Source organism: Ruegeria sp. BC5 (assembly GCF_056539205.1).
Genome location: NZ_JBQFUN010000001.1, coordinates 294,809 through 311,476 on the forward strand (window position 1 = coordinate 294,809; position 16,668 = coordinate 311,476).

Sequence of the window (16,668 nt, forward strand, 5' to 3'; positions counted from 1 at the left end):
TTAATGGTAAACTAAATTTTCAACCGTCCTGCGCCGAGAGGGAAACATGGCTGCACAATCTTTTGATCTGATCGTAATCGGCGCTGGTCCGGGCGGCTATGTCGCTGCCATTCGTGCGGCGCAGCTGGGCCTGAAAACGGCCGTGGTTGAACGTGAGCATCTGGGCGGCATCTGCCTGAACTGGGGATGTATCCCTACCAAGGCACTGCTACGTTCGTCCGAAGTGTTTCACCTGATGGAGCGCGCCAAGGATTTCGGCCTCAAGGCGGACAAGGTCGGATACGATCTTGATGCTGTCGTTAAACGCTCGCGCGGTGTGGCGGCGCAGCTTTCAGGCGGCATCGGTCACTTGCTGAAAAAGAACAAAGTCACCGTGGTGATGGGGCAAGCGACGATTCCTTCTAAGGGCAAAGTCTCGGTCAAAACCGAGAAAGGAACCGAAGAGCTGACGGCCAAAAACATCGTACTGGCCACCGGCGCACGAGCGCGTGAATTGCCGGGGCTTGAAGCTGATGGCGATCTGGTCTGGACCTATAAGCACGCGCTGCAACCGCCGCGGATGCCCAAGAAACTTCTGGTCATCGGCTCGGGCGCGATTGGTATCGAATTCGCCAGCTTCTACAACACGTTGGGCGCTGACACGACCGTTGTCGAAGTGATGGACCGCGTGCTGCCGGTGGAAGATGCCGAGATCAGCGGGCTGGCCAAGAAAGCCTTTACCAAGCAAGGCATGACCATCATGGAAAAAGCGATGGTCAAGCAGCTGGATCGCGCCAAGGGCAAGGTCACGGCGCATATCGAAGTGAAGGGTAAGGTCGAAAAGCACGATTTCGATACCGTGATCTCTGCCGTGGGGATCGTCGGGAATGTCGAAGACCTTGGGCTTGAGGCTTTGGGCGTGAAAATCGACCGCACCCATGTTGTAACGGATGAGTTCTGCCGCACCGGAGTTGACGGTCTCTATGCGATTGGTGACATCGCGGGCGCACCGTGGCTGGCGCACAAGGCAAGCCACGAAGGCGTCATGGTCGCCGAACTGATCGCAGGCAAACACGCGCATCCCGTAAAGCCCGAAAGCATCGCCGGCTGCACCTATTGTCAGCCGCAAGTGGCTTCAGTCGGATACTCCGAGGCAAAAGCCAAAGAGTTGGGTTACGACATCAAAGTCGGTCGTTTCCCCTTTATCGGAAATGGCAAGGCCATTGCGCTGGGTGAACCCGAAGGTCTGATCAAAACAGTATTTAACGCCAAAACCGGCGAATTACTGGGGGCCCACATGATCGGTGCCGAGGTGACCGAGCTGATTCAGGGCTATGTGGTTGGTCGTCAGTTGGAAACCACGGAAGAAGACCTGATGAACACGGTCTTCCCGCATCCGACACTCTCAGAGATGATGCATGAAAGCGTTCTGGACGCTTATGGAAAGGTCATCCACATGTAATCTACGGTGGGTGGGGACTTTGCCCCCCGCCGCCCGTTCCGGGCGACTCCCCCGAGATATTTATAGCCAGATGAAGCAAGGGATCCTTAACTTCATCTGGCCGAAAACACCTCGGAGCGCGAGGCAGAGCTTCGCATGGACTCATCAGCGCGTCAGCGCGTCCAGAATGCGAGCCCAGGACCGGATGCCTTTGTGAAAGCTTTTCACGTCGTATTTTTCGTTCGGCGAGTGAATTGCATCGTCATCGTTGGCAAAGCCAACCAGCATCGAATCCAACCCAAGTTCAGTGTTGAAATAACCGACGACGGGGATCGAACCACCCATCCCGGTGAACACGGCTTCGCGCCCCCATTCGTCCGACAGGGCGCCGCGGGCGGCTTCGAACTCGGGGCGGTCCAGATTCATAACCGAAGCGGGGGACCCTTCTAGATCATTGTCCCAGTCGACCTTGGCGTCGGGCGACAGACGCTCTTGCACATGTTTGCGGATTTTGGTGCGCAAAGCGTCAGGGTCCATGTCACCGACCAGACGGCAGGTGATCTTGCAATGTGCCTGCGACGGGATCACGGTTTTCGAGCCTGCACCATTGTAACCGCCCCACAACCCGTTAACCTCAAGCGTAGGGCGCGCCCATTGCTGTTCCAGCGTCGAATATCCTTTTTCGCCATGGGGTTGCGAATAGCCGACCGAGCTTAGGTACTCGACCTCGTCAAACCCACAGTTTTGCCACTGGCGCAGTTGCTCGGCGGGCACTTCGTGAACGCCTTCATAGAACCCCTCGACCGCAACACGGCCGGTTTCGTCGTCATAGAACGAGGCGATGATCTTGGACAATTCCCGCAGGGGGTTCAGGCCGGGGCCGCCGTAATGGCCCGAATGCAGATCGATGCGGGGGCCAGTGATAGTGAATTCATCCTTGAGCATGCCGCGCAGTTGCGAGGAAATTGACGGTACGCCGCGAGATACCATCGAAGTGTCGCACACCAGTGCCAAGTCAGCTTTCAGCTCGGCCGCGTTTTCCCGCAGGAAAGGCACCAGAGACGGCGATCCTGATTCTTCTTCACCCTCGAAGAAAAAGGTGATGCGGCAGGGCAGGGAGCCATTGACGGCCTTCCAGGCCCGGCAAGCTTCGACAAAGGTCATCAACTGGCCTTTGTCATCCGACGACCCGCGACCGCGAATGACGGGGCCGTTGTCGGTGTCTTCAATGGCGGGATCGAACGGGTCGCGTTTCCACAGCTCAAGCGGATCAACGGGTTGCACGTCATAGTGCCCGTAAAACAGCACATGCGGTGCGTTGCTGTCCTCTCCGACATGGCCGACGACCATGGGGTGGCCGGTGGTTTCACGCTTTTCCGCTGCGATGCCAATACTTTGTAGGTCAGCGACCAACCAGTCCGCGGCTTGATCCACTTGCGCGTCATAGGCCGGGTCGGTCGAGATGGATGGGATGCGCAGCAGCTCCATCAGGCGATCGATTGAGGTTTGCAGATCAGTGTCGATGCGGTTCAGAACGGCGTCCAGCGACATGGGGTTCTCCTGCTTTCAAGATTTGGCAGAACCTATCAGCGCAATCGGCGCCGTCCAGTGCGCTTTGGCGGGAATATGATATAATATCGGAAACTCCGAGTGGCGCCTGCGTCGTTTCCTCGCGCCCGATGGCCGTAACTTTACTTGTCGATGCGAGTGCGAGGGGATATTTGATGCAAATCAAATGTGTGATCCCAATGTTGTCTATACGTACGGGGCACAAGGGAACGCATTGGCGTATTATCGGATTCGTCCGGTGAGAGCGTCAGAAATTTTGTCCGGCTGCAAATGCAATGGGTCGGGCATGTAAGGAGATACCGGTGGACTATACTGCTCAGCTCGATACAGCGATTGCCAAGCTGCATGATGAAGGACGTTACCGGACCTTCATCGACATCGAACGTCGCAATGGTCATTTCCCGCATGCGGTGCGGACCCGCCCGGACGGGTCGCAGCAGAATATCACCGTGTGGTGCGGCAATGACTATCTGGGCATGGGCCAGCACCCGGTTGTTCTGAACGCAATGCACGAAGCCGTTGACGCCGCCGGCGCCGGTTCGGGCGGGACCCGCAATATCTCGGGGACGACCGTCTACCACAAAAAGCTTGAGGCCGAGCTGGCCGATCTGCATGGCAAAGAGGCCGCGCTGCTGTTCACCAGTGCTTATATCGCCAATGACGCGACGCTCAGCACTTTGCCGAAATTGTTCCCCGGTCTGATCATCTATTCGGACGAGTTGAACCATGCCTCGATGATCGAGGGCGTGCGCCGCAATGGTGGGGCCAAGCGTATCTTCCGTCACAACGACGTTGCCCATCTGCGCGAATTGCTTGAGGCCGACGATCCCAAAGCCCCCAAACTGATTGCGTTTGAATCCGTTTATTCGATGGACGGCGATTTTGGTCCGATAGAAGAGATTTGTGATCTGGCCGATGAGTTTGGTGCGCTGACCTATATCGACGAGGTCCACGCAGTTGGCATGTACGGCCCGCGCGGTGGCGGCGTGACTGAGCGCGATGGCCTGGCGCATCGCATCGACATTATCAACGGAACCCTTGCCAAAGCCTTTGGCGTAATGGGCGGTTATATCGCCGCTAGCGAGAAAATGTGCGATGCCGTGCGTTCTTATGCACCGGGCTTCATCTTCACCACCTCGTTGCCGCCTGCAGTGGCCGCAGGGGCAGCGGCCTCGGTCGCTTTCCTGAAAACGGCGAGCGATCTGCGTGAGCAGCATCAGACACAGGCCAAGATCCTTAAGCTGCGGCTCAAGGGGCTGGGCATGCCATTGATCGATCACGGTACACATATCGTGCCGGTGATTGTTGGAAATCCGGTACACACCAAGATCCTCAGCGACCAGCTGCTTGATGATCATGGCATCTATGTTCAACCGATCAATTTCCCCACTGTCCCGCGCGGAACCGAGCGTCTGCGCTTTACCCCATCTCCGGTACATGGGCCTGACGAAATGAACCGTTTGGTACAGGCGATGGACGAACTTTGGTCACATTGTGCGCTAAATCGCGCCGAACTTGCCGGTTAACCTCACGCTAAAGTGTGCAACGCGTTTGCCGCGTGTTAAGCTTAGGCTAACAAAAGTATCGGACGAATCGTTAATGGGATGATTCGCCGTTAGCGCGAAACGCGCGCAGGCAGAATGGGGCAGCAGGGATGATTGGGCGCAGATCTCAGCGCGATTCCAAGGACGAAGCCGACGTCAGGCCAAAGGGTTTTGACGATTACGAAGTGCGGCTTGGTGACAGGATGCGCGGCGAACGGGCAACGATGGGTAAGTCCCTATTGGATGTTCAGCGCGAACTGCGGATCAAAGCCAACTACATAGCTGCAATCGAAGACGCCGATCCTGACGCGTTCGACACACCCGGCTTCATTGCCGGGTATGTGCGTTCTTATGCCCGGTATCTGGGGATGAACCCGGATGAGACTTTTGCCGCCTTCTGTAAGGAAAGCGGGTTCGAGGTTGCGCATGGCATGTCGGCCGAGGCTTCGGTTGTTCGCAAGCCTACGGGCGCGGTTCCGGCGCGCGGTCCGATGGGGCGTGATCCGTTTACCTCGCCCAACACGCCATACATTCCCGGCCGCGAATCCCTTGTCAGCCAGATTGAACCGCGGGCTATCGGCTCGTCACTGGTTCTGGTCGCAGTGATCTGCGGCATTGGCTATGGCGGCTGGTCGGTGCTGAACAAGATTCAGCAGGTACAGGTCAGCCCGGTCGAGCAGGCCCCGGTGGTTCTTTCCGATCTCGATCCGCTGGATGCGGCGCGCGACAGTGCCGAAACTGAGGTTGCCGTTGCGGCCACCCCCAGCGCCGAGGCGTTGGACCGTCTGTATCGCCCACAGGCGCTGGACGTTCCTGTTCTGGTCGCCCGTGATGCTCCGATCTCTACCTTGGACCCGCGCACTGTGGGCACCTTCCTGCCACAGGAATTGCCGAAGGTTGAGGTCGCCGAGGTCCACACTGTCGAACGCCCGGCCTTGCCGCAGGTGGTCGAGCAGATCGACACCACCTTGAAAATTGTCGCCGTGAAACCAGCCTGGATGCGGGTCACCGCAGCTGATGGAAGCGTAATCTTCGAAGGCACCCTTGGCACGGTTGAACAAGGTAATGTGTTCGAAGTTCCGCTGACGGAAGAGCCGCCTCAACTGCGTGCAGGTGCTTCGGGTTCGGTGTTCTTTTCGATGAACGGCGAACATTACGGACCGGCGGGCGCGCCGGGGACCGTCGCCAAAGGCGTTGTTCTGTCCAAGGACGCGGTTGCCGAAACCTATGCGGTTGCCGATCTTGAGGCTGATCAGAACAGCGCGCTGAAACAATTGGTGGCTGAACTTCAGGCACAGGTTTCAGAAGACCCCGCCGAGTGATCTAGCCATTGCGGTGTCCTGGCAGGCGGACTATCTAAAGACGCAACTTAGGTTGTCTTGGACCCGTCCTCATGTCGCTCAATCACGTTCGCCCGTGGCGCAATATCTACCGCCGCAAGTCCCGTCAGATCATGGTTGGGGATGTTGCTGTCGGTGGTGACGCACCCATTGCCGTTCAGACGATGACCAACACGCTGACAACCGATGTTTCGGCGACCGTGGCACAGGTGCAAGCCGCTGCCGAGGCCGGTGCCGATATCGTACGTGTGTCTGTCCCAGATGAGGCGTCATCAAAAGCCCTGAAAGAGATCGTACGCGAAAGCCCGGTGCCGATCGTCGCTGACATTCATTTCCATTATCGCCGTGGGATTGAGGCTGCCGAGGCTGGTGCTGCCTGTTTGCGGATCAATCCGGGCAATATCGGTGACGAAAAGCGCGTGAAAGAGGTCATCAAGGCGGCGCGCGACCACAATTGCTCGATCCGGATTGGCGTGAATGCGGGCAGTCTGGAAAAGCACCTGCTTGAGAAATATGGCGAGCCTTGCCCCGAAGTGATGGTCGAAAGCGGGCTGGAGCATATCCGCATCCTGCAGGACAACGATTTCCACGAATTCAAGATCAGTGTGAAGGCCAGTGACGTATTCCTATCCGCCGCTGCCTACCAGGGTATTGCCGAGGCCACCGACGCCCCCATTCACCTAGGGATAACCGAGGCAGGGGGGCTGGTGTCCGGCACCATCAAATCGGCCATCGGGCTGGGTAACCTTTTGTGGATGGGTATTGGCGACACAATCCGTGTCAGCCTGTCTGCCGATCCGGTCGAAGAGGTGAAGGTGGGTTATGAGATCCTGAAATCTCTGGGCCTTCGCCATCGCGGCGTGAACATCATCTCATGCCCGTCCTGCGCGCGGCAGGGGTTCGACGTGATCAAGACGGTCGAGGCGCTTGAGCAGCGGCTGGAACACATCAAGACCCCGATGAGCCTGTCCATTATCGGCTGCGTAGTCAACGGCCCGGGTGAGGCCTTGATGACCGATGTCGGCTTTACCGGCGGTGGGGCTGGGTCGGGTATGGTCTATCTGGCGGGCAAGGCCAGCCACAAGATGTCCAACGACCAGATGATCGACCACATCGTTGAAGAGGTCGAAAAGAAGGCTGCCGAGCTGGACGCCGCGCAGGAAGCGGCAGAATAACTTAAACTCGGGTGGGCAGTATTAGATCGCAGGCATCTGCTGTGTTGCACAGTGAATCCCGCCGCCAGATTGCCCTAATACGTCCACATTCAGGGCAACGACCTCGCGCCCAGGATAGTGGCGAGCAATTGCATCATTCGCTAGTAGGTCGGTTTCAATATCGCCGAACTCAGGCATGATCACACCATTATTGCACACATAATAGTTCACATAAGACGCGACGAAATCCAGGTCTCTGATGCGCGGTGAATGGGGCTCTGGGATCACCTCGATTTGCAGCCCTTCGGCGGCCAATCGGTCATGTGTATCCAGTGCAGACAGATGAAACGGGTCCCGCATGTCGGGCTCATCGGGCAGGTTCATCAAAACGCGCCCCGGTCCCGTGAAACGAGCCAAAGAGTCGATATGGTAGTCGGTGATATCTTCGCCCCATACCCCCTCGGACCAAATCATGCGATCTGCTCCGTAGGCGGCCAGCAAGCGCGTTTCGACCTGGTCCCGCGATAGGCCGGGATTGCGGTTCTTGTTCACCCACGAGCTTTCATGCGCCATGAGCAGCCCGTGCCCGTCCTGTTCAACCCCTCCAGCCTCGCCTTGTAAACCGCTTGGCAGCAGGGGCAGGTCCAAGTGTTCCGCTACGCGACCAGCGATGCGCGCGTCATGCGTATGGACCTGCTTCTTGCCCCAACCATTGAATTGAATCTGACGGATCGCCAACTGACCGCTTTCATTAACGACGAATACCGGCCCAGAGTCGCGACACCAAAGATCTTCGGTCGGAATGTCCCAGAGTTCGATGGCTGGCGAGAGCTTTCGCTTTGCCGATGCATGCTCAGCCGCAGAAGCCAGCATGACTACGGGCTCAAATGCGGATATGGCGTTGGCTATGTCGGCGATAGCCTGTTGCGTGTCTTCCAGATGGGCTGCATCCCAATACACCCGTCGGCTGTTAGGCCATTGCATAAAGGTGCGCTGATGGCGGGTTTCCTCGGCGGGTACAAAATAGCCCAAGTCCGGTTGCGATGCAGAGTGATTGGACCAACCCATCAATCCCAGCGCGCCTCCGGTCAGGATCAAATGCCTTCTGTTCATGGCAATCTTATATCGGTTCCCGGACGTTAAAGCACGTCATCGTTTCATGGCCCGAAAGTATTTAGGGTTTTGGACCTTCCGATTGACGCAGTGTAGGCTGGCCAGTGCGAAGGCTTGCAGGGTCGAACCCTTAGGGTCAAAGGCATTGGCATTTCGCACCATCCCTGACCCAGTTTCCCCCGCATAGCGGATGACCTTACTTGATGGATGAGTGCTTGGCGTGCAGATCAAACCATCCAACAACAACGGCAAACAGGTTGTCAGGGGAAAGGCCCGCGGCAATATTCAGCCCTTCTTGAACCTTTACAGCATCTTCATAAGATATCCATTTTCCAGGTATGTCTTCACCAAACACACCCGATGCACTGGTTATAAACTTGTGATCGGGAACCGGTCCGTGCGGCGATGAAGGTGAAATCGTTTGGTGCTCTACATATTTCTGGTTGGAAAACTTGAACCTGTCATACCCGTTCTCGTGCAAAGTCTCGAGCATATCCAGGCTTCCGTTTTCAACCGACACATATTTCGGCAGATTGGGCAGGTTCATAATTTGCGAAAGCGCAACGCTGTCAAGGCCTTCTATGTCGATCTTAACGTAAAGGATTTGCTTGGAAACCGGCCCCAATTCCTCGGAAAGATCAACCGCCGGAACAACGATCTTTTCGGCCCCGTCCTTCCGGCTTCCGATCCGCTCATTGACCGAGCTCCAGGCCGAATTGAATTTGTTTACGTAGAAAGTGACCTCATCCGATGTGCCGTCGGTTACAGCAAAATTTCTGATATCGACGCCGTCCACGCCCAGGTCTTCGAAATGCTTGGTTACCGCAGCGCACAAATCTGGGATGGCCTCTACGGCGATGACGTTGAACCCTCTTTTACGGTAATAGACCGTGTCTTTGCCGTCATTCATGCCGATGTCGACGATAATGCTTTCGCGGGCTTCGGGATACAAAGATTGAACTGAAGTTCCGTCTTCCTTAGGCAATGGCTTGGCAATCGGTTTTTTCTTGCCACGCAGAACACGACCTGCTTCGCGTACGCTTCGCGCCGCGCGGGACAGTCCAGATTTCTTGTTATCGCTCATGCGTGCCTCTGACTTTGGATAAATTACTTTAGCGTGTTCAATGCCCGAGACCAAAATCTCGTTCAACACAAAAATTTGGATTTCAAACCTTGATAGGTTTGCGTGGCAATAGGTTGCTGAACAAGTCCGACCTATTGCCCGGATACTTACACCAAAAGCGAGAGGGGGGCGGGTGAACCGCCCCTTTACTCAGCCTTGTTCAGCGCGCACGCCTTTGGCGATTTGCAGCATTTGATCCGCAGGAAGGAAGCCGCGCAGCATTTCGGTGCCCAAAACAAACGACGGCGTTCCCGAAATCTGCATCCGTTGTGCCAGGGCGCGGGTGCGGGTGATCTCATCGGTCACCTGATCGCTGTCCATCGCCTCGACGATTGCATCGCTGTCCAGACCCAAACCATCGGAAATGCGACGCAGAGAAACCTCGGTCGGTTCGCCGCCAAATTCCAGCAGCGCGTCATGAACTTGTTTATATGCGTCGTCGCCGGCCACATGTTTGGTCGCCACCGCAAAGCGCGAAGACAGGACCGAAGCTTCGCCCAGGATTGGGAATTCCTTGATCACCAAACGGATATTGCCGTCCTCAGCCAGCAGGCCGGCCACTTCAGGCACCGCACGGCGGCAATAGCCGCAGCGGTAGTCCATGAATTCGACCAGAGTAATGTCGCCTTCTGGATTGCCACCCACCCAGCTATAGCCGTCATTGAACAGTTCTTCGGCATTGGCGGCCACTAGTTCTTGGTCAGCGGCGGCCTCGGCAACCGCGTTGCGTTGTTCAAGGATGTTGATCGCCTCGATGATCACTTCGGGGTTCTCCAGCAGATATTCGCGCACCTGGGCGCCGAATTCTTCCTTTTCCGAGGCGCTAAGCGCGTTCAAATCCAACGCTTGCGCAGGGCCAGTGATCAAGGAAAGCCCCAGTAGGGCAGGTGCTGCATGTCTGAGGATCATTTCCGTTTCCTTTTTGCTTTCTTAGCGCGTTCCGAGGCAATCAGCACATCCTGCGCCCTTTGCCAACCCGGAGAGCCTTCGGGCAGTTGCCCTAAGGCCCGTTTTGCGTGAATACCCGCGTCGGCCAACCGGCCGCGCAAGGCATATCGTTCAGCGGTCACGACCGAAGCCATGCCATTATTGCCGACCTTCGCATAAGCGACCCCGAGGTCCTGCATCAGTCGGGCATTTCGGTAATCTCTTTGACGTGCCTTTACAAGCATTTGCAAGGCGTTCTTTGTCTGACCTTGCGCCAGCAATGCACGCCCGTACCCAGCCAGGATCAACGCGTCATTCGGGGCCATTTCAACAGCTTTGCCATAGGCTTTCACGGCGTCCTGCATTTGCCGGTTTTCCAGTAAAATCTGGCCCTTAAGCTCATAGTAAAACGGATCATTTGGGCGAATGGCCAGGGCGCCATCTATGGCGGCGCGGGCGTTGGCCAGATCATGGTTCTGATGATAGGCCGATGCCTCACGCATCAGGCGGATGTCTTGCGCGTCTTCCTCTTTTGCGCGTCGCATGGTCCATGTTGGGGATCGGAGGAAAGCCGACAGCTTACCCTTGACCCGTGCGAACCAATAGTCGGCATTTGGGTCCGATTTGGACCAGTCGCCAGATTGCGCTAGAAACCTTTCGGCCACGCGCAGGCGCTCGCGGCTGGTGGGGTGCGACCGCATATAGGGGTCTTGATTGACCGCGTTTAGTAACTCTTGACCTGCGAATTTTCGATGCAGTTCAACCATCCCGATGGGCGAGATACCGGCCCATCGGAGGTAACTGGCGGCGCTTTGGTCGGCCGAGGATTCTTCGGCGCGGGTATGTCCCAGAAAACTGCGCAGGGCAGCACTTTGGGTTCCTGCGGCAATGCCTACTGCGGCCTCACCACCTCCGGCGGCAGCGGCAATTAGGGCCAGCGCAGTCCCTAACCCCGCCTTGCGTTGCGCCGCGCGCAGGTTTTGCGTCCGCCGGGCCAGATGGCCATTGGCGATATGCGCGGCCTCGTGCGCGATCACGGCCTGCAGCATTTCAGGGCTTTCGACGGTCAGGATCAGCCCGTAATTCAGGTAAATCGCGCTGTAATCGATGACAAAGGCGTTGAACGTGCGGTCATTGACGACAAATATCTTGACCCGATTGGTGTTCAGCCCGGCCGCACGCAGGATCGGAAAGGCCAGTTCGCGCAGCCCATGTTCGATATCGGGGTCTCGGATCAGGCCCTGAGCGTTTGCCGGAACAAGGCTTGCCATCCATGTCACTGCCACCAGCAACAGGGTCGGGATTGACGCCACCCTGGATAAGCGTTCAAAAGCCATGGCTGAAACATGGGAGATTGGCATGAGAAACTCAACCCGGTCCGGGGTCGATCCCTTTATCGTGATGGACGTGATGGAGGCCGCGCGCCGCGCCGAAGAGGCCGGGCGCCACATAATCCATATGGAGGTCGGCCAGCCCGGCACCGGTGCGCCTAAGGGGGCTGTTAAGGCTCTGGGGAAGGCCATAGAGCAAGCCCCGTTAGGTTATACGGTCGCGTTGGGATTGCCTGAGCTGCGGCAACGGATCGCACGTCTGTATGGCGATTGGTATAATGTTGATCTGAACCCCGAACGCGTTGTGATTACTCCGGGATCTTCTGGCGGATTCCTGCTGGCCTTCACCGCGCTGTTCGACAGCGGTGACCGCGTTGGCATCGGCGCGCCGGGCTATCCGTCTTACCGGCAAATTCTGAAAGCACTGGGTTTGGTGCCGGTTGACCTGCCCACTGCGCCGGAAAACCGCCTGCAACCGGTGCCTGCAGATTTCGCCGGGCTTGATCTGCAGGGGCTGATGGTCGCGTCACCTGCCAATCCGACCGGTACCATGCTGGATCATGCGTCAATGGGCGCGCTGATCGAGGCTGCGCACGGGCAGGGGGCCTCGTTCATCAGCGATGAGATTTACCATGGTCTGGAATATGAGGCCAAAGCCGTCACTGCGCTGGAGTTGACGGACGAGTGCTATGTGATCAACTCATTCTCGAAATATTTCTCGATGACCGGCTGGCGTGTTGGCTGGATGGTCGTGCCCGAGGATCAAGTGCGCGTCGTCGAGCGTATCGCCCAGAACATGTTCATCTGTGCGCCCCATGCCAGCCAGTTGGCAGCACTAGCCGCGATGGATTGCGACGCGGAATTGCAAGCCAATCTGGATGTTTATCGCCGCAATCGCACTTTGATGTTGGACGGTTTGCCCAAGGCCGGGTTCACCAATATCGCGCCGCCTGACGGGGCGTTCTACGTTTACGCCGATGTCTCGGACCTGACCGAAGACAGCCGTGCCTTCGCGGCCGAGATACTGGGCAAGGCCGGGGTGGCCGTGACTCCGGGGCTGGATTTCGACCCAGTGCGCGGGCACCGCACGCTGCGGTTTTCCTATGCGCGATCAACGGCAGATATCGAGGAAGGTCTGATGCGGCTTCAGCGTTTCATGGTTGAACGCGGTTCGATCACAACTCCGGCGTAACCCGTTCACAAATTAGCTTCGGTCCGCTAGTCTGACCGCCAAACGATCTCGGGAAAACTTGAGGCCATGAGCAGGATTTTCTACGCCATCGCGCTGATCTGGGCGCTGAGCAGCGCTGCGCTCGCGCATGATTTCAGCGCGCTTGCGCGGGTTTTGCCCGACGATAGCCGCATAACTCAAGATGGCCGCGCCGGAGTTCGCGTTGAACTTGGCCTCAGTCAGGGCGTTCCTTACCGTGTCTTCACACTGCGCGATCCGTACCGTGTCGTGCTGGATTTTCAGGAGGTCGACTGGACCGGCCTGGACGCCGACACTTTCCTGCAAACCGACCGGATCAGTGGTGTGCAATTCGGCGCCTATGTTCCCGGCTGGTCGCGCATGGTGTTGGAGCTGGGCGCACCACTGGCCGTTGATACCTCTGACTTGAGGGTGGATCAGGTCAATGGAACAGCGCACCTATCGCTTGGTCTGAGCGGCACCGATTTCGACAGTTTCGCGGCCAGCGCCGGGGCGCCGCGCCAGCCAGGATGGGACCTGCCGGAACCGTCGGTGACGCCTGCCAAGCCCGGTCCAAACGGAACACGCCCTTTGCTGGTGATGCTGGACCCAGGCCACGGCGGTATTGATCCGGGGGCCGAGGTCGCGGGAACAAACGAGAAGACCCTGATGCTGACCTTCGCGCGCGAGTTGCGGGAAACACTGCTGCGGGCCGGGGGATATCAGGTGGTAATGACCCGTGTGAACGACCATTTTGTCAGCCTCGAACGGCGCATAGCTCTGGCGCATCGGGCGGGTGCGGACGTGTTTATCTCGCTTCATGCCGATAGTCTCTCCGAGGGTCGCGCGCATGGTGCGGCGGTCTATACGCTGTCCGACGATGCCTCGGACGTTGCCAGCCACAAATTGGCCGAACGTCACGATAGGGGCGATCTGATCTCGGGCGTGGACCTCAGCGGTGCCGACGACCAGGTGGCCGACATCCTGCTGGATATCGCGCGGCAAGAGACCAAGCCACGCACCGACGCGTTGGCGCGGGCCGTGGCCGACGGGATGACGCAGCAGGGCGGGCCGATGAACAACAGACCGATCCGCACGGCATCTTTTTCTGTACTAAAGGCGGCGGATATCCCGTCGATCTTGGTCGAGCTTGGGTTTCTGTCCAGCCCCAGAGATCTAAAAAACGTCACGAATCCAGAATGGCGCAAACGGATGGCGCGCGGCATCCTGGCCGGGCTAGAGCAATGGCGGCAGGACGATCTGGTTAAACGCGCCCTGATTGGGCAGTGACCCTGCGGCGCAAACCGGCTAAAATTGGCCATCGTGTTTTGACCCTGCGCCGGGGCACCACTATATAGGCGGCAGCGCGAGTAAAAGGCAGTAACGTGATCCGTTTCATTCTTTCGTTTTTCGGGGCGATCTTCAGCCTCGTCACCCTGGGTATCTTCATGGCTGCGCTGGTGATCGGCGCGGTGTTCTGGATGTATGGGCGCGACCTGCCCAGCCATGAATCGCTGGCGCAATACAAGCCGCCGACGATCAGCCGGATTTATTCGGGCGAAGGTCAACTGATCGACGAATTCGCGCAGGAACGCCGCTTGTTTACCCCGTCCGAAGAAATTCCCGACCTGGTGAAGCAGGCTTTCATCTCGGCCGAGGATAAGAACTTTTACACGCATCAAGGCTATGACCCGCGCGGCATCATCGCTGCCGGTGTCGAGGCTGTGAAATCCAAGGGTGAAAACGTGCGTGGTGCGTCCACGATCACGCAGCAGGTGATGAAGAACTTCCTGCTGTCCGGCGACCGCCGGGCCGAGCGCAAGATCAAGGAAATCATTCTCGCCACCCGGCTTGAGGATACGCTGGACAAGGAACAGATTCTCGAACTCTATATGAACGAGATCTTTCTGGGCCAGAACTCGTATGGTGTGACGGCTGCGGCGCAGACCTATTTCAACAAGACGTTGCAGGAACTGGCCCCGCATGAGGCGGCCACACTGGCCGCAATGCCTAAAGCGCCGTCCGATTACCATCCAGTTCGCCAGAAAGAACGCCTGCTGGCGCGCCGTGACTACGTGCTGCGCGAAATGCACCAGAATGGCTATATCGATAAGGCGACCTATGAGATCGAGGTCGACCAGCCGCTGCGCTCGGTCCAGAATGGCGATTTCGAAAGCTTCCGCACTGCGCTGCCACCACGTGACTATTTCACCGACGAAATCCGCCGCCAGCTGAGCGAGGATTTCGGCGAGGGTGAGTTCTTTACTGGCGGCTTTACCGTCCGCGCCTCGGTGGACGAAGAGATGCAGGTTGAAGCGGCCAAGGCCCTGCGTACCGCGTTGCAAAAATACGACCGCTCGCGCGGTAAATGGCGCGGCACGAAAGAAGTGATCGCCGAAGATAGACTGACCGATGAAGCCCAGTGGCGCGAGGCGTTGGCGATCTTGGAAATCCCGCGCGACGTGGTGCTGCCAACGCAGTGGTATCCGGCGGTGGTTTTGAACGTGGCCGATCAATCCCTAACGGTCGGTATCGAGAACGGCCCAGCCGACGGCGTTGTGCCCCGTTCCGATATCAAATGGATGCAGGGCGATTTCGCCGCCAATTTCAAACGTGGTGACGTCATCCTGGTCATGGCCGGCGAAGAAGGTCAGTGGTCGGCGCGTCAAATTCCCGAAGTACAGGGCGGATTTGTCGCGATGGACGTGAATTCGGGCCGGGTTCTGGCGATGCAGGGCGGGTTCTCGTATCAGGATACAGTGTTCAACCGCGCTACGCAGGCGCAGCGCCAGCCGGGGTCCAGCTTTAAGCCTTTTGTTTACGCAGCGGCACTGGACAGTGGTTATAGCCCAGCAACAATCGTGGTGGATGCCCCGATCGAGGTAAACACGCCGCAAGGTTTGTGGCGGCCCAAGAACTCGACAAACAAGTTCTATGGTCCGACGCCACTGCGCACCGGGATCGAGCAGTCGCGGAACCTGATGACGATCCGTCTGGCGCAAGAGGTCACGATGCCGGTTGTCGCGGGTTATGCTGAACGGTTCGGCGTTTACGACCGGATGGGGGCATTCCTTGCCAACTCGTTGGGGTCCGAGGAAACCACGCTATACAAGATGGTCGCGGCCTATGCGATGTTCGCCAATGGTGGCGAACGGGTCGAGCCCACTCTGGTCGACCGAATTCAGGACCGGTTCGGCAAGACGATTTACCGACATGACGACCGCCAGTGTGTGGACTGTAACTCTAGCTGGCTTGAGCCGGACGAGTCGCCCACCATTGTGACCGATCGCTGGCAGGTCATGGATGCGATCACCGCGTATCAGCTGACGTCGATGATGAAGGGCGTGGTGGATCGGGGAACTGCGTCGAGCGTCGTTAATCTGCCCGTGCCCACAGCGGGTAAAACCGGTACGACCAACGAATCCAAAGATGCGTGGTTCATCGGCTTTACGTCCAATATCGTGGCCGGTTGCTATATCGGGTATGACCGCCCGCGCCCGATGGGACGGGGGGCCTATGGCGGCACAATGTGTGGCCCTGTTTTCCAAAGCTTTATGGAAAAAGCTGTCGAGAAATATGGCGGCGGTCCGTTTGAAGTGCCCGAGGGTGGCCACTTTATCAAAATCGACCGTTTCAGTGGCGCGCGCCTGCCAGCGGATGCGACCGGGGATTATGTCGTTGCCGAGTATTTCCGCGATGGCGTCGACGGCTTTATTGACCGCGTGTATGACGGCGGCTTTGCGGTTGGTTCGGACCTGCCGCTGTTCGAAGAGGTCAACACCGGCCGTCAGGTGACCACATCAACCGGGAATACCGTCACTGTTGGCCCCAATGCCAGCCAGGGTGATCTCTCGACCGGTGGGCTTTACTGATAACCGATATGTTTCGGGGCTCCGCTGTCTTGTGGTGCCCCGAACCTCTTGCTATCACGCAGGCCTGATTGAGCAAGTTGGGACAA

At 57.8% G+C, this 16,668-nt stretch carries 12 protein-coding genes; 7 read left to right on the forward strand and 5 right to left on the reverse strand.

Annotated elements, in window-relative coordinates:
• Positions 1 to 46 precede the first annotated feature (46 nt).
• Entirely contained in the window at positions 47 to 1,441 is a 1,395-nt protein-coding gene (lpdA, locus tag ACR0LY_RS01550) for a dihydrolipoyl dehydrogenase (protein WP_170349028.1), read from the forward strand.
• Between the two features lie 144 nt (positions 1,442 to 1,585).
• On the opposite strand, the gene ACR0LY_RS01555 is transcribed toward lpdA, so the two are convergent.
• Entirely contained in the window at positions 1,586 to 2,971 is a 1,386-nt protein-coding gene (locus ACR0LY_RS01555) for a M20/M25/M40 family metallo-hydrolase (RefSeq protein ID WP_170349027.1), read from the reverse strand.
• Positions 2,972 to 3,291: 320 nt separating this feature from the next.
• On the opposite strand from ACR0LY_RS01555, the gene hemA reads away from it, so the two are divergent.
• The 3 genes from hemA to ispG all read left to right on the forward strand — a co-directional run bounded on the left by hemA (position 3,292) and on the right by ispG (position 7,048).
• Positions 3,292 to 4,515 (forward strand): 5-aminolevulinate synthase, encoded by a 1,224-nt coding sequence (hemA, locus tag ACR0LY_RS01560; RefSeq protein WP_170349026.1) that lies wholly within the window; start codon positions 3,292 to 3,294, stop codon positions 4,513 to 4,515.
• Between the two features lie 128 nt (positions 4,516 to 4,643).
• The gene (locus tag ACR0LY_RS01565; protein ID WP_170349025.1) at positions 4,644 to 5,855 is read left to right on the forward strand and encodes a helix-turn-helix domain-containing protein; all 1,212 of its coding nucleotides are present in this window, start codon (positions 4,644 to 4,646) and stop codon (positions 5,853 to 5,855) included.
• Positions 5,856 to 5,926: 71 nt separating this feature from the next.
• The gene (ispG, locus tag ACR0LY_RS01570) at positions 5,927 to 7,048 is read left to right on the forward strand and encodes a flavodoxin-dependent (E)-4-hydroxy-3-methylbut-2-enyl-diphosphate synthase (RefSeq protein ID WP_170349024.1); all 1,122 of its coding nucleotides are present in this window, start codon (positions 5,927 to 5,929) and stop codon (positions 7,046 to 7,048) included.
• Positions 7,049 to 7,069: 21 nt separating this feature from the next.
• Here the strand turns inward: ispG and ACR0LY_RS01575 are convergent, their stop codons facing one another.
• The 4 genes from ACR0LY_RS01575 to ACR0LY_RS01590 form a co-directional block, all read right to left on the reverse strand.
• Positions 7,070 to 8,140, reverse strand: coding sequence for an agmatine deiminase family protein (locus ACR0LY_RS01575; RefSeq protein WP_170349023.1), 1,071 nt, complete (start codon positions 8,138 to 8,140; stop codon positions 7,070 to 7,072).
• Positions 8,141 to 8,336: 196 nt separating this feature from the next.
• Positions 8,337 to 9,224 (reverse strand): FkbM family methyltransferase, encoded by an 888-nt coding sequence (locus ACR0LY_RS01580; RefSeq protein WP_170349022.1) that lies wholly within the window; start codon positions 9,222 to 9,224, stop codon positions 8,337 to 8,339.
• Positions 9,225 to 9,413: 189 nt separating this feature from the next.
• On the reverse strand, positions 9,414 to 10,172 hold the full coding sequence (locus tag ACR0LY_RS01585; protein WP_170349021.1) for a DsbA family protein: 759 nt from the start codon (positions 10,170 to 10,172) through the stop codon (positions 9,414 to 9,416).
• A complete protein-coding gene (locus ACR0LY_RS01590; RefSeq protein ID WP_170349020.1) occupies positions 10,169 to 11,551 on the reverse strand; it encodes a M48 family metalloprotease in 1,383 nt (460 codons plus the stop codon). Before ACR0LY_RS01590 ends, ACR0LY_RS01585 begins: the two co-directional genes overlap by 4 nt.
• Between ACR0LY_RS01590 and ACR0LY_RS01595 the strand changes: the two genes are divergently transcribed.
• The 3 genes from ACR0LY_RS01595 to ACR0LY_RS01605 all read left to right on the forward strand — a co-directional run bounded on the left by ACR0LY_RS01595 (position 11,550) and on the right by ACR0LY_RS01605 (position 16,582).
• Entirely contained in the window at positions 11,550 to 12,713 is a 1,164-nt protein-coding gene (locus ACR0LY_RS01595; protein WP_170349019.1) for a pyridoxal phosphate-dependent aminotransferase, read from the forward strand. The genes ACR0LY_RS01590 and ACR0LY_RS01595 overlap by 2 nt on opposite strands.
• A 66-nt stretch (positions 12,714 to 12,779) precedes the next feature.
• A complete protein-coding gene (locus tag ACR0LY_RS01600) occupies positions 12,780 to 14,000 on the forward strand; it encodes an N-acetylmuramoyl-L-alanine amidase (protein WP_170349018.1) in 1,221 nt (406 codons plus the stop codon).
• 95 nt (positions 14,001 to 14,095) lie between these two features.
• Positions 14,096 to 16,582 carry a penicillin-binding protein 1A gene (locus ACR0LY_RS01605; protein WP_170349017.1) on the forward strand — a complete coding sequence of 829 codons (2,487 nt, stop codon included), beginning with the start codon at positions 14,096 to 14,098 and terminating at the stop codon, positions 16,580 to 16,582.
• Positions 16,583 to 16,668: the final 86 nt, after the last annotated feature.

Coding starts and splice junctions, on each gene's coding strand:
- lpdA (WP_170349028.1), top strand. CDS start 47: ATGGCTGCACAATCTTTTGATCTGATCGTAATCGGCGCTGGTCCGGGC.
- ACR0LY_RS01555 (WP_170349027.1), bottom strand. CDS start 2,971: ATGTCGCTGGACGCCGTTCTGAACCGCATCGACACTGATCTGCAAACC.
- ACR0LY_RS01565 (WP_170349025.1), top strand. CDS start 4,644: ATGATTGGGCGCAGATCTCAGCGCGATTCCAAGGACGAAGCCGACGTC.
- ispG (WP_170349024.1), top strand. CDS start 5,927: ATGTCGCTCAATCACGTTCGCCCGTGGCGCAATATCTACCGCCGCAAG.
- ACR0LY_RS01575 (WP_170349023.1), bottom strand. CDS start 8,140: ATGAACAGAAGGCATTTGATCCTGACCGGAGGCGCGCTGGGATTGATG.
- ACR0LY_RS01580 (WP_170349022.1), bottom strand. CDS start 9,224: ATGAGCGATAACAAGAAATCTGGACTGTCCCGCGCGGCGCGAAGCGTA.
- ACR0LY_RS01585 (WP_170349021.1), bottom strand. CDS start 10,172: ATGATCCTCAGACATGCAGCACCTGCCCTACTGGGGCTTTCCTTGATC.
- ACR0LY_RS01595 (WP_170349019.1), top strand. CDS start 11,550: ATGAGAAACTCAACCCGGTCCGGGGTCGATCCCTTTATCGTGATGGAC.
- ACR0LY_RS01590 (WP_170349020.1), bottom strand. CDS start 11,551: ATGCCAATCTCCCATGTTTCAGCCATGGCTTTTGAACGCTTATCCAGG.
- ACR0LY_RS01600 (WP_170349018.1), top strand. CDS start 12,780: ATGAGCAGGATTTTCTACGCCATCGCGCTGATCTGGGCGCTGAGCAGC.